Annotated in this window: 10 protein-coding genes; 1 reads left to right on the top strand and 9 read right to left on the bottom strand. The window is 61.7% G+C overall.

The genetic code is table 11. From position 1 onward, the window contains the following. From VL598_RS15425 to VL598_RS15415, 3 genes are all read right to left on the bottom strand, one after another. The coding region (locus VL598_RS15425; RefSeq protein ID WP_325327597.1) for a porin at positions 1–381 on the bottom strand (381 nt) is incomplete at its 3' end. A 603-nt stretch (positions 382–984) separates the two neighbouring features. After that, entirely contained in the window at positions 985–1,368 is a 384-nt protein-coding gene (locus VL598_RS15420; protein WP_325327596.1) for a hypothetical protein, read from the bottom strand. A gap of 191 nt (positions 1,369–1,559) precedes the next feature. Further along, a complete protein-coding gene (locus tag VL598_RS15415; RefSeq protein ID WP_325327595.1) occupies positions 1,560–3,059 on the bottom strand; it encodes a carbohydrate porin in 1,500 nt (499 codons plus the stop codon). A gap of 674 nt (positions 3,060–3,733) precedes the next feature. On the opposite strand from VL598_RS15415, the gene VL598_RS15410 reads away from it, so the two are divergent. Beyond that, entirely contained in the window at positions 3,734–4,897 is a 1,164-nt protein-coding gene (locus VL598_RS15410; RefSeq protein WP_325327594.1) for an acyltransferase, read from the top strand. Between the two features lie 124 nt (positions 4,898–5,021). On the opposite strand, the gene VL598_RS15405 is transcribed toward VL598_RS15410, so the two are convergent. From VL598_RS15405 to VL598_RS15380, 6 genes are all read right to left on the bottom strand, one after another. After that, positions 5,022–6,101: a glycosyltransferase family 4 protein gene (locus VL598_RS15405; protein ID WP_325327593.1), complete on the bottom strand. Its 1,080-nt coding sequence runs from the start codon at positions 6,099–6,101 to the stop codon at positions 5,022–5,024. Positions 6,102–6,281: 180 nt separating this feature from the next. Continuing rightward, the gene (uvrA, locus tag VL598_RS15400; protein WP_325327592.1) at positions 6,282–12,218 is read right to left on the bottom strand and encodes an excinuclease ABC subunit UvrA; all 5,937 of its coding nucleotides are present in this window, start codon (positions 12,216–12,218) and stop codon (positions 6,282–6,284) included. A gap of 408 nt (positions 12,219–12,626) precedes the next feature. Then, entirely contained in the window at positions 12,627–13,232 is a 606-nt protein-coding gene (locus VL598_RS15395) for a uracil-DNA glycosylase family protein (protein WP_325327591.1), read from the bottom strand. A gap of 25 nt (positions 13,233–13,257) precedes the next feature. Further along, positions 13,258–13,626, bottom strand: coding sequence for a DUF488 domain-containing protein (locus VL598_RS15390; protein WP_325327590.1), 369 nt, complete (start codon positions 13,624–13,626; stop codon positions 13,258–13,260). A gap of 52 nt (positions 13,627–13,678) precedes the next feature. Next, positions 13,679–14,788: a hypothetical protein gene (locus VL598_RS15385; RefSeq protein WP_325327589.1), complete on the bottom strand. Its 1,110-nt coding sequence runs from the start codon at positions 14,786–14,788 to the stop codon at positions 13,679–13,681. 295 nt (positions 14,789–15,083) lie between these two features. Beyond that, positions 15,084–16,145, bottom strand: coding sequence for a glycosyltransferase family 4 protein (locus VL598_RS15380; protein ID WP_325327588.1), 1,062 nt, complete (start codon positions 16,143–16,145; stop codon positions 15,084–15,086). Positions 16,146–16,247 lie beyond the last annotated feature (102 nt).

Below are 16,247 nucleotides of genomic sequence, written 5' to 3'. Positions count from 1 at the left end.
CGTAACCGAGCCGTATTGGTCGGAACTCAGACCGACCCAGGCCTGCCGGCCGAACAAGTCGGGGGTTTGCCCGGCTTCGGAATTTTTCAATGCGCCACTGTTGAGCAGGAAGCCGTTTTCCAAATCGAACACGGCGTGCAGACCGCCGCCGAGATCCTCACTCCCTCTGAGGCCCCAGCGCGAGGTGCTCAGGAGTCCAGAAAACATCTGATATTGGGCACCACCTTGGGCGGTACCTGTGGAGATGCCCTTGCTCGTGTTCACGCTACTCGTATAGGCCACGCTCGCGTCGAGGACGCCGTACAGCGTGACACTGCTTTGTGCATGCGCTTCCCCCGTCAACAGCGCGAGCGTCGCAATGGTCAAAGCCTTCAGTTTCATAAAGTCCCCTTCATTAGAATTTTTATGCCAAAGATTTCACATCACCAATGACCCAACGAATTAGTGAAATGGTGAAATTGTGAAATGGCGAAAAGCGGAATAGTGTTGCAGTATAAGAGTCAGGATCGCTCCCCTCTTTTGTGATTCTGAAATAATGTCTTTCAGGAAAGTGATGGACTCGCGACAAAAAAACCATTCTCGATGCGCCAGTCAGCGGTTCGGCACGCCGCTCGCCGTCGAATTGCTGCCCTTCGAGCTCCGCCCGTAGGCGTTGCCGGGAGGCAGGTGTGCGCCCGTCGAAGGGCCGCGTGGGCGATTCGTTTTGATAACGGGCTACGGATACATTCGCTATCTAAGGAACGACCTGTTGATCAGGCGACCGTGCAGTGCATTCGTGACGCGGCGAGGCTCACCGGTAAAAAACCACCAGAATTCATGGTGCGTGAAGGCCAAAGAAATTAAGGCCCTAGCTGTCCGGTGTATCGGCAATCTCGGCTCGGATGTTGGCAACTTCGGCCCTGCCCTCCGCGCGCACCGGCAGATCCGCCCTCGATGAATTCCCGCAAACGCCTCAAACTGTCCGGCTCTCTGGCCGGCGCGTCATCACTCTTGCCCGCGGTTTCCTTGGAGAGAGTTGAGTGGCAAGCGCCTTGAGCTTCGGAAATTGATCAAACTCAGCCGGGATGTACGATGAACGCCGCTCTGGCGCAGTGCCCCTTCGTCGCACCCGGTGAAGCCTGTGCCCGCGGGATTGACCGACTCGTAATAGGAGGCGGTCATCACACCCGCATAGTTGTCGTGCCCCAGGCGTCCGTGTTGGGCGGCAATCCCCTTGGGGGCGATAGCGCGCACGTCTTCGCGGCGACCCGTCAGGTGATGTTGAAGGTCGACGAGTCCGAACTTCTGCTGTCCCTTGCTGCTCGTCGCCTCATAGTCGCCCAAGTCGTGGAAGAATGAGACCAATGAGCCGATCAGCGGATAGAGCACTTTCGCGTAGATCGACTTATCTCCCGTGTTCCCGAACTGCCCCGCCCCCCGATCTTGGTCCAGGGGAGGTGTGTATTTCGATCGGTCTTTAAAACTGCCTCGTGCAATTTAACGAAAAAATACTATCGCCCCCTGCTCGCCCGAGAACCCGCGAAGCGAAGGTCTTCAAAGGCGTTGTCCCAAACCCTCACTCAGAACGTCACCACCGTTTGCAGCCCGACAACCGCCTCATTGCGAACCGGTGCTCCGTTAGCCGGATTTGATATGCCCCCGGTTGGATTGAAGAAGTACTGAAAGTCCGCCTGCACTTGCCACCAAGGGGTAACTTGGCACAGATAGGTCGCCTCGATGACCGTTTCACCTGACGGCACAGAAGAGCCCAGTTGCGTTGAGGCAGGATTGTTGACGAATCTCACTCCCGGGCTGATATCCACATAGCCGAAAGAGATGCCCGCCGAATCGTTGTTGCGCCCCTTGAACGGCGCTTTCAGCACGAGCCCTGCGTTGACCTCGAAATCGATCAAGTTGCGATTGCTCGGGGCACCCATCGCCATTGCGTACACGCCAAGCGATCGTGACGTGTTAGCACTGGAGCGCCAGATCATCTGATCAGCGATGCCATAAATGCTGAAGTCCCCGCGGTACGTCGTCGGACTTGCAAACGTTAGCCCCGTGCCGTACTGCGGCGCGGGAAAGCGCTCGTCGTTGTACCAGAAGCCGAGCTTGTAGGTGCCAGGCAGCCCGCCCGACTTCGAAGGTGAACCCGCTGTCGGCGGTTGATTGATCGAGTACTGCAACTCCCCGATCATCATCACGCCATTGGAGAGCTCGAAGTGGGTGCCGTTGGGATTGATTCGGTACGGGTCCCCGATGCCCGGTGCCGGATTGGCGTCGAAGACGCCACCAAGCACTGTCAGTGACTGGCTCGGCTTGAACCGCAGCCGCACGCCGAGCGATGACAGCGGATAGTCCGGGCCGCCCCCTGGCATGTCATAGGATGGCAGCGCAGCCCAACCAAACATCGCGTTCACGAACAGCGCGCCGTACTGGCTGATCATGAACTCGTTGTCGAGACTTTGCTGGCCAATCTTCACGTCGAACTTGTCGCCGAAACTCTGTTGATACCAAAGCTCCCACAAGCGCGTGCCCGGAGAGGCTTCGAAGCCGTTCGCACTCTGCAAGACATAGAGATTCGACCCGGATATGCCGTAACCTTGAATTTGCAGCGCATCGACATAGAATTGGCCGCCCTTCAAGCCAAACGCCTTATCGGTATCGATGCTCAAGCCGAATTGCGTGACCCCGTTGTAGACAGCGCCACGCCTTACACCACCCGTGAAGTTACCGAAGACGTCGCCCGTCTGCTGAATGTTTAACGTGACGCCATAGTTGTCGAGCCATGTACGCAAGCCGCCCATGTCACCAAAGAGCGTCGAGCGATCCCACAGCCCGGTTGATGCGGCAGGTGTTGCACTTCCATTCGTTAGCGGTGTGCCAACAGCTGAGGCGGCCGCCGGCGCAGACTGCGCGCGCGCGTGGGAGGAAATGCCCAGCGTGAACGCAAAAAGCGCAGTGGCGCCAATGGCAGTCAAGCGGGAAAACCTGGAGCCAGCAAAATTGGCGAACCGAATGCCGGCGGGGGTGAAGATGCTGTCGTCGTAACGTGACGTAAGCGGGCAAACGAAATTCATTGGTCTGCGCTCGATGGCGAAATGAATCCAGCCGCCACGTGGCGCACGCTCAGCTAAGTTGAGGCCCACCACGAACGGCACCTTCGACGCGCAATCGTGCGCTCGCAAGCGCGACAAACGGTCGAATAGAGGGAGCGAGCTTGAGAAGGACCGTTTCGAACGGTCCTGGGAGAAGCGCGCTGACCCGACAAATGCGGTCAGCGGCGACAGAAGAGTCGTGCCGCGCTAACGCGCGATTGCGAAATGGCTGCCGGCTTGGGCCGGCGGACAAGATCGATAACTGGCACTTGCGTCCACGGGGGACACTCCTCTGTTAGAAAACACGGCGGATTGTATGCTCGGCGTTCTTTGTCGGGCAAGCGAAAAATTCCGTAAGACGTCGCCTGCCCCGCGCGCTCCATGGACGAAGATTTCCTTCGTTGCTTGCCCGCTACAGGGCCGCGGCCACTCGCATGCAGACCACCGGACGATGCTTGCGTTGAAGCCGGGTATCGAAATCCGCGCTGAACTTGCTTCGGACTCCGAACCTGTGTGCCCTACCTTCTCAAATGGATGGGCTCGCGCCCCTATTGCGTGAGCATGCGACGTGCCGCGCACTGGCGGTTCTCAACATCGGCTTGTCCGACACAAGGCGCCGCATGCCGGTAGCGTAAGGAGAAACCCGGAGGCTGCTTATGGAAACCCGATCAGCCGCTCTGGACGTAGGGAGAGCGCTCGCAATCCTCGGCGTGGTAGCAGTGCACGTAGGCGACAGATTCCCCGCCCTGCCTGCATGGGCCAGGACACTCTCAGACATGGGCCAATATGGCGTTCAGCTCTTTTTTGTAATCAGCGCAATCACAATTTTTACGACGATTGATGTGGATGCAAAAAAATTCAGCAACAAAAAAACCGTTGCATTTCGATTTTACATCAAACGATTTTTCAGAATTGCGCCAATTTATTATTTAGCAATACTCGTTTACGGATTCCTGAACGCAATCGCCGTATCAAAACTGAACGCGCGCGCCCCATTGCTGGATCCACATGGCACCGCAGCCATTGCAGCAAACATAGCATTCATTCACGCTTTCTTTCCATCGGCCATCAACAACGTCGTGCCCGGAGGTTGGTCAATCGGCATCGAGATGGCCTTCTACGCGATCGCGCCCGGATTGCTCTATTTGATGCCAGATAGAAAACATGCCTCCTTAATCATTGCGGTTGCTTTTTTGATGTGCGCCGTGGCGATGCTAGTGTTAGCAGACGGCAAAATTCTCGACATCAAAAATAATTCTTTCTTATATTTTTCGTTGCCCGCGCAAATTCCATGCTTCCTCATCGGGACGATCGCGTGGTTCAAACTGCGCGCGGTTTTGGCCGGACGCAATCGCATCGGCGGGTTTTCCGTAGCGCTGGCTTATTGCCTCATGACTTTGGGTGTGGCCGGTGCCTTCGTGTTTGGCGTAGGAGGTGGCGTTGCGTACGTCTTGGCCCCCGTCTGCGCGGCTACTGCCGCAAGCGGCCTTCTCATCCTGCTTAGCACGCGCACTGCCGCCCGACTACGATTGCACTGGCTGGCGCGCTTTGGGCAATATAGTTACGGAGTATATATATGGCACTTCCTTATCGTATTTGCATGCGGACGCCTTGTTAACGAAATACTCCGGATCCAATCGACCAACGCGGCTCTCTTGATGTATCCCGCCGCAGTTCTAATCGTCGCCTACCTCTCCTATTTATTTTCTCGGGCGACGGAATCGCAGATCCAGGAGCGGGCCGACATCATCAAGAAGGCGATTCTGGAGCGAATCTCCGCACACGAAGCAGCGCCGCTCTCCTCGCAGGAACGACTTTGATTCGATCCGAAAACATGGGCCAAAACCAAGGGGTACGGCCGCATAGCCCAAGTATCGAAATCAGGTGAGCGAGAGGTAGTACCGCAACGCTGCGGCACCCCCTGCACTACATTGATGATTAGCCCTATCCGATCACTTGCCGCGCGATGGCGAGGTAACGCTCAGCCGTATCCTCGAGCATGAATCCATCGAGCGGGCGCTGTGCGCGCGGCTCGCCGAGCGCTGCAACGAGCGCACGGCCGTAGCATTCGTGATCCGACGTATCGACAAGTCGTACGCCAGCCCAGTTGTGAGCGAAAGTGAACGACGGAATCACGTTCGCGACGATCGGAATACCCGAAGCGAGCGCCTCCAAAAAAGCGATGCCCTGCGCTTCGATACTCGATGGCATGACGAAAACACTCGAATTCACCAGAATCTCGTCGACATTGCTCTGCGGCCCCGCAATGTCGACGTGAGATGCGATGCCTAGTTCTTCCGCGAGCGCTGCAACGGCCGAGTAATAAGGCTTGTCTTCGATCACGCCGCATAGCAAGAGACGCGCGTCGGGCTCGAACCCAAGAACATGTCTGAAAGCGTGCAGCGTATCGATCTGTCCTTTTTCGGGAACGTAGCGGCCGATCTGCACGATCCGTTTCACAGCCCCCGTGCTGCTTTCAGCGGCCCCCCCCTCTCTCCCGCGCGGCTTGCGGAACCGCGCCGCGTCCACCCCATTCGGCACAACGAGCAACGATGGATGCCGGCCAATTGCATTCGTGTATTCATCGACATGCTTTTGCGAGACACCAATAACAGCCTTTGCGCGCAGCGATAGAATCCGCTCGGCACGTTGCAAGAGGCCATTATCAAGAAAATCGTTCACGCTTGAATGCATGACCCAAACAATGGGTACGCGCAGAGGCAGCGCCCGCACATAGAGCGCGGGAATGGTCGCGTGGGCAAAAATGATATCCGGCCTGAAGCGGCGAATCGACCGGTATAGAAAAAGGAGGCGCCCGAGTCTTTCGTAGCGGCGCGTCGGAAAGAGACACGTCACGCAATTGTCCGCCAGTTCGCCGGCTACGAGCGCGAAGTCGCTATCTGCGGGCAACAGCGAGGTGACGCCTACTGCGTGTCCGCTCTGCTGATGACCGATGGCAATACCTTTGACCAGCATTTCGGCGCCCGAAAGCCTGGGCGCGAGGATCAGCTGAAGAATTCGCATGGTGTCCGCTTCCGTATCGGACTCGGGGTAGGTCGTAGCCGTGGCTGCGGCCGTCCGCCCGAGGCGGCCATCGCCGACAGCCGCACTTCGCCCTGCGCACGAAAATAACCCTCGCGCCCCTATCCCGCTCGCCAAGCGTTAGCCGGTTTCAGCCGGTAGCAGCCCGTCACTGCTCTCGCACTATGCCACCTGCACCGGTTCGGCCGCGCGCTCGTTGCGCGCCAGCACGGGCGCGAGCGCTGCGCCCGTGTGACTCTCGCGCACGCCGACGAGTGTCTCCGGGTCGGTCGCAGCGACGACCGCGCCCCCGCCCGCGCCGCCCTCCGGACCCAAATCGAGAATCCAGTCCGCTTCCGCAATCACGTCGAGATCATGCTCGATGACGACGACGCTGTGGCCCCCGTCCACGAGCCGGTGCAGCACACGAATGAGCCGTGCCACATCAGCCATGTGCAAGCCCACTGTCGGTTCGTCGAGCACATAAAGCGTATGCGGTGCCTTCTGTCCTCGCCGCGTCACGTCGTCACGCACCTTGGCGAGCTCAGTCACAAGCTTGATGCGTTGTGCCTCACCGCCCGAGAGCGTGGGCGAAGGTTGGCCCAGCGTCAGATAACCGAGCCCGACGTCCTTCATCAGTTGTAGCGGGTGTGCGACGCTCGACATTGCCGCAAAAAACTCGACGGCTTCGTCGATTTCCATTGTCAGCACGTCGCCGATGTTTCGGCCACGCCAAGTGACGGCGAGCGTCTCGGCGTTGAAGCGCTGGCCGTGGCAGACATCGCAAGGCACCTTCACATCCGGCAAAAAGCTCATGCCGATCGTGCGCACGCCCTGCCCCTCGCAGGCGGGACAACGTCCATCGCCCGTGTTGAAGGAGAACCGCGATGCCGAATACCCACGTGCGCGTGCCTCTAGCGTATCGGCGAAGAGCTTGCGGATGGTGTCCCAGACGCCGATGTACGTCGCCGGGCAGGAGCGCGGTGTTTTGCCGATCGGCGTCTGATCCACTTCCAGCACGCGGTCGATCGACTCCCATCCCGAGATCGACCGGCAGCCGTGCCAGCGATGTTCGACGACCACCGGCACGGTTTTTCGCGCGGCGCTGGACGAGCGACGCGCAGGCTGTCCACGTTCGCTCTCCTGTGCCGTCCGACGTGCACGCCGCGTAGCCGGCGACGACAAGGTCGAACGCCCTACCGCATCGAGCAGGTTGGTCATCAATACGTCACGCGCCAACGTCGACTTGCCCGAGCCCGAGACGCCCGTCACGGCAACGAGCCGCGACAGGGGAATATCCACGGTCACATCCCGCAAGTTATGCAGGTTCGCGCCATCGATCGTGAGCCACCGTTCGGCCGCACTGGCATCAGTCTCGCCGCTGCCCATCGCGTCGCCGGCAACTAGCCGGCTATGCGGCGCCTCACTTGCCGGCCCGCGCCCCACCGGGGATAGCACGGGCCTGCGCGGCTGCAACGGATGCACGATCGGCCGCGCGAGGAATTGCCCCGTCAGGGAATCGGGCTCTCCGGCGAGATCGGCCACGCCGCCCTCGGCCACGAGCCGCCCTCCGCGCTTACCTGCGCCCGGGCCAATATCGATAATGTGGTCGGCCCGGCGAATCGTATCTTCGTCATGCTCGACGATGACCAGCGTGTTCCCCTTGTCGCCGAGCTCGCGCAACGCATCGAGCAAAATGCGGTTGTCTCGCGGATGCAGCCCGATCGTTGGTTCATCGAGGACGTAGCAAACGCCTTGCAGATTGCTGCCGAGTTGAGCGGCGAGGCGAATGCGCTGCGCCTCGCCCCCCGACAAGCTCGGCGCGGCACGGTCCAGGCTCAGATAGCCCAGGCCCACCGCCTCGAGAAACCGCAGGCGGCTCGCGATCTCGCTCACCACATCGCGCGCGATCTGCGCGTCGCGGCCACCGAGCTCCAGCGAGTCGATCCAGCGCCGCGTCTCGGATACGGTCATCCGACCGATGTCGACAATCGAATTGCCTTCAAATGTCACCGCCCGCGCCGTGGCATTGAGCCGCGTGCCGCCGCAATCGGGGCATGGCGTCTCGCCCACGCCTTCCGGTTCGAGCTCCTCCGCGGGCAGCGTTTGCTCGCGGCCGCGGCCGTCGTCAGCGAACGTCGTGTCGTCGAACGCGGCGCGCTGCTCGCGCGTCAGCGCAAGGCCCGTGCCGACGCAGCTCGTACACCAGCCATGCTTGCTGTTGTACGAGAACATTCGCGGATCGAGCTCGGGGTAGCTGGTGCCGCATTCGGGGCAGGCCCGCTTGACCGAAAGCACCTTCAATGTGCCGAACTGTGCAGTCGGATGCCCGTGCGTTAACGCGTCGGACAGCCCATCGAGCGGCGCAAGCAAATGCATGACGCCTTTGCCCAACTCGAGTGTCTCCGCGAGCGCTCGGCGAAGCTCGCCTTCGCGATCGGCCGAAATGACAAAGTCAGCAACGGGCAATTCGATCGTGTGCTCGCAGAATCGCTCGAGCTTCGGCCAGGGATCGACAGGAACGAACTCCCCATCCACACGCAGATGCGTATTGCCGCGTGCCTTGGCCCATTTCGCGAGATCGGTGTAGACGCCCTTGCGGTTCACAACGAGCGGCGCGAGCAGACCGACATGCTCGCCCGCATGCTCGCGCAGCAGCTGTGCGGCGATCGAATCGATGCTTTGCGGCGTCACCGCCGCGCCGTCGTGCATGCAATGCTGCACGCCAAGCTTGACGAAGAGGAGCCGCAGGAAGTGCCAGACTTCGGACGTCGTGGCGACAGTACTTTTTCTGCCACCCCGTGAGAGCCGTTGCTCGATGGCGACAGTCGGGGCAATGCCGTAGACCGCATCGACTTCCGGCCGCCCGGCCGGCTGTACGATTGAGCGCGCATAAGCGTTGAGCGACTCCAGATAGCGGCGCTGGCCTTCGTGAAACAGGATGTCGAATGCGAGCGTCGATTTGCCCGATCCCGAGACACCCGTCACCACATTGAACTTGCCATGCGGAATGTCGACGTTGAGCGACTTCAGATTATGCTCACGCGCGTTGACGATGCGGATGGCCTCATCGGCTTGCGCGACCTGCTGGGCTCTCACGGCGGCAAGCGCCGTCTGCAGCGGTCGGCCCGCCTGCGCCTCGCTGGCGGCGCCGAGCGAGGCTTCGTACTGCAATAGCGCCTGGCCCGTGTGCGACACCTCGCAGCTTTTCACCTCCTCAGGTGTGCCGGCGATCACGACCTCGCCACCGGCGTCGCCGCCCTCCGGCCCCAAGTCGATAAGCCAATCGGCCGCGCGCACCACATCGAGATTGTGTTCGATGACGAGTAGCGAATGACCGCGCCCGAGTAGCTTGCCGAACGCGCGCATGAGCTTGGCGATGTCGTCGAAATGCAGACCGGTGGTCGGCTCGTCGAACATGAAGAGCCGCCCGCCCGGCGCCGGCGCGCTGCCTCGCGTGGCGGCGGTCTCCGCCAGGAAGCCCGCGAGCTTGAGCCGCTGCGCCTCACCGCCCGACAGCGTGGGCACTGGCTGGCCAAGTTTCACGTACTCGAGCCCGACATCGACGATCGGTTGCAGTACACGCAGCACGTCCGCGTCGCCCGCGAACCAAGCGACCGCTTCGCTGACCGTCAACTCGAGCACATCGGCAACGGACAACGCACGCGCTGGCTGTCCCCGCTCAATCGTCACCTCCAGCACTTCCGCACGATAGCGGCGGCCATCGCAGTCGGGGCAGCGCAGGTAGACGTCCGAGAGAAATTGCATCTCGATATGCTCGAAGCCCGAGCCGCCGCAGGTCGGACAACGTCCGTCGCCGGTGTTGAAACTGAATGTGCCCGCCGTGTAACCGCGCTGCTGCGCGAGCGGCGCCTTGGCGAAGAGCTTGCGGATTTCATCAAACGCGCCGACGTAGCTCGCCGGATTCGAGCGCGCTGTCTTGCCGATCGGCGACTGGTCGACAAAAACGACATCGTCGATCAGTTCCGCACCGATCAGGCGCCGATGCGCGCCCGGTGTCTCGGTCGCCTGTCCAAATTGCCGCGCCAGCGCCGGGTAAAGCACGTTTTGAATCAACGTCGACTTGCCCGACCCCGACACACCCGTCACGCAGACAAGCCGTGCCAGCGGGATTTCGACGCTCACGTCGCGAAGGTTGTGCTCGCTCGCGCCCTCGAGTACGAGCCGCGGCGTAGTGTCATCGACGGGCCTCGCCGCCCAATGCGTCGCGTCGGCCACGTGCCGCCGTCCGCCCAAATAATCGCCCGTGAGCGTGCCCACCGTGCGGATGTCGTCGGGCGTGCCGTCATAAACGATCGTGCCGCCGCGCTCGCCCGGGCCCGGCCCCATATCGATCAAACGATCGGCCGCCAACATCACCGACGGATCGTGCTCGACGACGACCAACGTGTTGCCCGCATCACGCAGCCGGCGCATGGCCTCGACAATCCGGTTCAAGTCACGCGGGTGCAGGCCGATGCTCGGCTCGTCGAGCACGAAGAGTGTCTTCGTCAGCGACGTGCCGAGTGCCGTCGTCAAATTGATCCGCTGCACTTCGCCGCCCGAAAGCGTACGACTCTGCCGATCGAGTGTCAGATAGCCGAGGCCAACGTCGCAAAGATACTTGAGGCGCGTACGCACCTCGGCGATCAGAAGTTTCAGCGCATCGTCGAGCAGCGCGCTCGGCAGCGTTAGCGCATCGAAGAACCGGCGGATTCGTTCGATCGGCAACAGCATCACGTCGTGCACCGTCAGGCCGGGCAGCGCCTCCAGTTGCTCACGAGGCCACGACACGCCACGCGGCTTGAAGCGCGACACGGGCGCGAGCACTGCGTCGGCGTTTTCCTTTGTGCCGAGTCGCCAAAGGAGCGATTCGGTTTTGAGGCGGGCGCCCCCGCAGGTCTCACAGGGCGTATAGCTGCGGTACTTCGATAAGAGCACACGGATGTGCATCTTGTACGCCTTGGATTCCAGATAGCCGAAAAACCGCCGCACGCCGTACCACTGGCGCTGCCATTCGCCATCCCAATCGGGCGAGCCGTCGATCACCCAATCGCGCTCGGCGTCCGACAGCTCGGCCCATGGCGCGCTCGTGCGCACTCCGGCGCGTGCGGCGTAGCGCATCAGGTCGTCCTGGCACTCTTTCCAGGCCGGCGTCTGCATCGGTTTGATCGCGCCGCCGGCGAGCGTCTTGCGCGCGTCCGGTATCACCAAACCGAGATCGACGCCGATCACGCGACCGAAGCCACGGCAGGTCTCGCACGCGCCATAGGCCGAATTGAAGGAAAAAAGACCCGGCTGAGGGTCGGCGTAGCGCAAGTCGCTGTCGGGGCAGTGCAAGCCCGTCGAGAAACGCCAGATCTGGGGTTCGGCTTGCTTGAGCGCATCGGCGGGGTCGACTGACTCAGACGATTCCGGCAGCACGTAGACGTTGACACGTCCTGCGCCGCGCTTCAACGAGGCTTCGATGGCTTCCACGGCGCGGACCTTTTCCGTCTTCTGCAAGCGGAAGCGATCAGCGACAACATCCAGTACCTTGCACATGCCCTTCGCCGATCGCTGCTCGCGCTCAGCCTGCACGCGCGTATAGCCGCTTGCGGAGAGCCATTCGGCGACTTCCTCCGCGCTGGCGTTCTCCGGCAATTCGACAGGAAACGTGATGACAAGCCGCGGATCCTTCTCTCGCGTGCGAGCGATGAGTTCCGCGTAGATCGTTTCAGGCGAGTCATGCCGTACGAGCTGAGCCGTCGCTTTGTCGAACAGTTGCGCGGCGCGTGCATAAAGCAGTTTCAGATGATCGTTGAGCTCGGTCATCGTGCCGACCGTCGAGCGCGAGCTACGCACCGGGTTCGTCTGGTCGATTGCGATGGCAGGCGGCACGCCTTCCACGCGATCGACCAGCGGCCGGTCCATCCGATCCAAAAATTGGCGAGCATACGCACTGAACGTCTCGACATAGCGACGCTGACCTTCCGCGTACAGCGTATCGAAGACGAGGCTCGACTTGCCCGACCCCGATGGCCCCGTCACTACGGCCATTTCGCCCGTGCGCAGATCGAGATCGATATTTTTGAGATTGTGCTGGCGAGCTCCACGGATGCGGATGACTCCAGAAGTCATGGGACGGTCCTCTTGCACGGCTTGATACGGTATGGCGGGTAACGTTGCGGCGAACAGCCGGGTATCGCTGTCAACGCTCGGCATCGGCCTCGCGCCACTATTTTTGAGATAAATCGGCAAACCAGGGCTGCAATGATAGTCCCGCTGAGCCTGGGATGCCGTTTCGTGCCGCTGACGGTCTCGAATTCTCTGCTCGCCATTGTGTCCGCGCAGAGGCAGGAGCCCTGCGCGGCGCTCATGCGTCTCGTCATCGGCAAGCCGGATCGCCCCTTTGCATGGGCGAGATGAGAGCAGCCCACCGTTCGCTCTGGGCTATCGCTGTTGCACGGCGACCTCGAAGCGCATCCGGATCGTCGTGGATACCGAAATCAGAAAGAGGCAGCTTCGCATAACCGCGAAGCGGCCGAATTAGCGCCCTTTATCGAGCGCCTCCGCCACGCGGGCCCGCAAAACGGGCACCAGTTCGCGCTCGAACCATGGGTTGTGCTTGAACCACCCCTGATTGCGGCCCGATGGATGCGGCAGAGGCACACACCGCTCGCTGTACTCGCGCCACGCGGTGACGGTCTCGGTCAGCGTCGCGCGGCGCTCGCGCCCCAAAAACCGGCGCTGCGCATAAGCACCCACCAGTACGGTCAGCTCGACGTCAGGCAGTTCAGCCAGCACGCGATCCAGCCAGCGTGGCGCGCATTCAGGACGGGGGGGCAGGTCCCCCGAGACGCCGCGGCCCGGGTAGCAAAACCCCATCGGCAGCAATGCCACGCGCGCAGCGTCATAAAAAGCGTCGGCATCGATCCCCATCCACGTCCGCAATCGGGCACCACTTGCGTCATCCCAGGGAACACCCGTCGCATGTACACGCGCACCAGGCGCCTGACCGACGACGAGCACGCGCGCCGTGCGCCCGGCTTGCAATACGGGGCGCGGGCCGAGCGGCAAGTACGGCTCGCAGATCCGGCATGCGCGGATTTCGGCGAGCACTGCCGGCAGGCGCGAAGAAGCGGAGTCGGTCATGAACGAACGGATTGAGAACAGTGATTTATGGATGGCCTAGTTTCGCGACGAGGTACTCGCGCAAAGCAACGGCTTGATTGTGCTCCCGGTCGCGGGCGCCGTAGACCAGGGTTACATGGCCGTGCTTCGCGGCGTCGGCCAGCGGTTGCCAGGCCGCGGCGTTGGCGTCGAGCTCCGCGCGATAGCGTTTTACGAACTCGTCCCATCGCGTCGGATCGTGGCCAAACCAGCGGCGCAGTGCCGCGCTGGGTGCCACATCACGCGGCCAAGACTCGAGGCGCAGCGCATCTTTGGTGACACCGCGCGGCCAGACGCGATCGACGAGAAAGCGCGCTCCGTCGCGTTCACCCGGAAGATCGTAGGCCCGCGACAACCCGATTCGTGAGTCGTTCATCGCCACCCTCCCACGCGTGTGCGGCACTAAGCGCGACGCTCACCGTGCCCGCTCACACGACTTGCTGGAGCGCCGCATCGAGCGCGCGTGCGGCGCTGCGATCGCTTTCGCTTGCCAGAGCGACACGGAACACGGTCTGTCGATTGTGACCGGCCGCGGCGGGCGAATCCCATAAAAGCTGGACATGCGAGCGGCGTCCCCGCCCGTTTGACCGCGGGCCATGTACCGCCCCCCCTGGCCCACGGCGTGTCACGCCGATGCGTGACGACGTGGAGGCAAAGGGTGTTGCACGGTCGGCAAGCCGCGAATCCACGCCATGAGCGCTCGATTGCAGCCAAGCGTTGGAATCGCCGACAGATCCACCCGATTGAACCGAAACGCTCGCCTGCGTCTCGGGTGCGACCGCAGCGCCCGGCGCCCCTTCGTCGGCCTGACCGGCAAAGCCTGCGCTAGTGCCCCAAGACCCTGCGCGACCAGAGGCTGTAGCCGGCGCCATCGGAACAAAATCAGGCGATAGCTGAGCCGCAGCGACCTCGGCGGCGCAGCGCGGCGACGGCACCGGCTCGGCAACGACGGCCGCAGGCCATTTGAGCGACAACTCGCGCGCATCGTACTGGCCCAGCTTGCGGCTCTCGACCCAAACGACCGCCGTGCGCGTCGCCGTATCGAGGACGACGGCATAACGCCCAATGGCGAAACGCCGGGCCGCAACGTTCGTGCGCCAGAGCGCGCGCGGCCGGCATATCCACAGCACCGCTGCATACAGTGCCGGGGCAACGACGAGCCAGCCGTTCGTTTCTGCGATCGCATACACGGTCCGGCGCCCACCGGCGGCCCAAATGAAGACGCCGATTGTCCACAATGCGAACAAGAGCCCGAGAAACGCAAAAAAGCGCAGCGCCTGTCGCAGCCATTGGGGCAGCGGGTGGAACGGCCGTTCGGCCCGCGCATGGGCGCCGGGCAATACGATCAGCAGAAAAAGGAAGACGGCGTTGATGGACGCCCACGGGGACGACACCATCGCCGAGAACGAGGCGCCATAACCCATTTGCGACATCGAGAACAGCCAGCGCGCGAGGAGGACCAGACCAATCGAGCGTAGCGCGAAAAGGGTCCCGGCGCCGGGCACCGCACTGTCCCGCGTGGGTTGGGTTCTCGTCAAAGCGTCCTCCTGGGCATTCACCGAACGCCGCGTCGCGCGGCGGCGCAGCCATTATATGAATTAACGCGCAGGCAACAGTGGACTTCAACCCATTCCCGCGACCAGGCCGCCAATGATGGCGTCATATCGTCACCTCAGAAATGAAAACACCCTGCAGCGTAACCCGCATGCAGGGTGGGAGTTGAGCGTCGGGCTGTGCCTGCGCAGACTCGTCGGAAAACGAGATCGCCCTCCCTCGTCGACAAACCGCCGCACGGCGCGGCGCCCGAACACGGGAGAGCAGGAAGGCGTTCGCTCAGCCCGCAGCGACTTCGCGCAGCACGGCGTGGCGCTTTTGACGCAGCAGTTCCTCGTATACGGTGACATAGTTGCTCGCCATCACCTTCGACGTGAAGCGCTGCTCGAACGCCTTGCGTACGCCGTCGCGCGAAAGCGTATGCAGCCGGTTGACCGCCGCGACGGCGGACAACTCGTCTTCCACGACGAAGCCTGACACGCCGTTTTCGACGACTTCAGGCACGGAACCTCGCTTGAACGCGATAACTGGCGTGCCGCAAGCCATCGCCTCGATCATGACGAGCCCGAACGGCTCCGGCCAGTCGATCGGGAACAGCAGTGCATGTGCACCGCCCAGAAATTCGGGTTTTTCCGACTCGCTGATTTCGCCGATGTACTCGACGTGCGGCAGCTGCATCAGCGGCTTGATCTGTTCTTCATAGTAAGCGCGATCGGCCTTGTCGAGCTTCGCCGCGATCTTGATCGGCATGCCCGCCTTCTCCGCAATGCGGATGGCCGTGTCGACCCGCTTTTCCGGCGAGATGCGGCCGAGGAATGCAAGGTAGCCAGGCTTGATATCCGAGCGCGGCGTGAGGAGGTTCTCAGGCAGCCCGTGGTACACGGTGGAAAGCCAGTTCGCCTGCAGCGGCATACGCTGGTTGTCCGAAATCGAAACCACCGGGACTTCGTTGAACGCGCTGAAGATCGGCTGCAGTTCCGGCAGATCGAGCCGCCCGTGCATCGTCGTCAGATGAGGCGTCGGTTGGCGCGAGAACAACGAGAACGGGTAATAGTCGATGTGAAAGTGCAGGACATCGAATTCATCGGCGCGGCGACGCACTTCTTCAAGCAGCAGCATATGGGGAGCCACTGTGTCGCGAATCGACGGATCGAGCCGCAGCGCTTGCGGCCAAAATGCCTCGAGCTTGGCCGAGGTTTTCGAATCGCCGCTCGCAAACAGCGTCACATCGTGCCCGAGTTCGACCAGGGCTTCGGTCAAATACGACACCACGCGTTCCGTTCCGCCATACAACTTCGGAGGAACCGCTTCATGCAAAGGAGCGATTTGAGCGATCCGCATAGTGATGAACTCCTAATAAAATTCCAGGCAATTGATTGCTGCTGTCGAAAAAGAAGGCGAATCGCCCACAAGGGGGACTCTGCTAAAGGCGCATGACCGCTT

This window comes from Trinickia sp. (genome assembly GCF_035492435.1).
Taxonomy (GTDB): Bacteria; Pseudomonadota; Gammaproteobacteria; order Burkholderiales; family Burkholderiaceae; genus Trinickia.
This window is presented reverse-complemented; position numbering and strand designations above follow the sequence as displayed.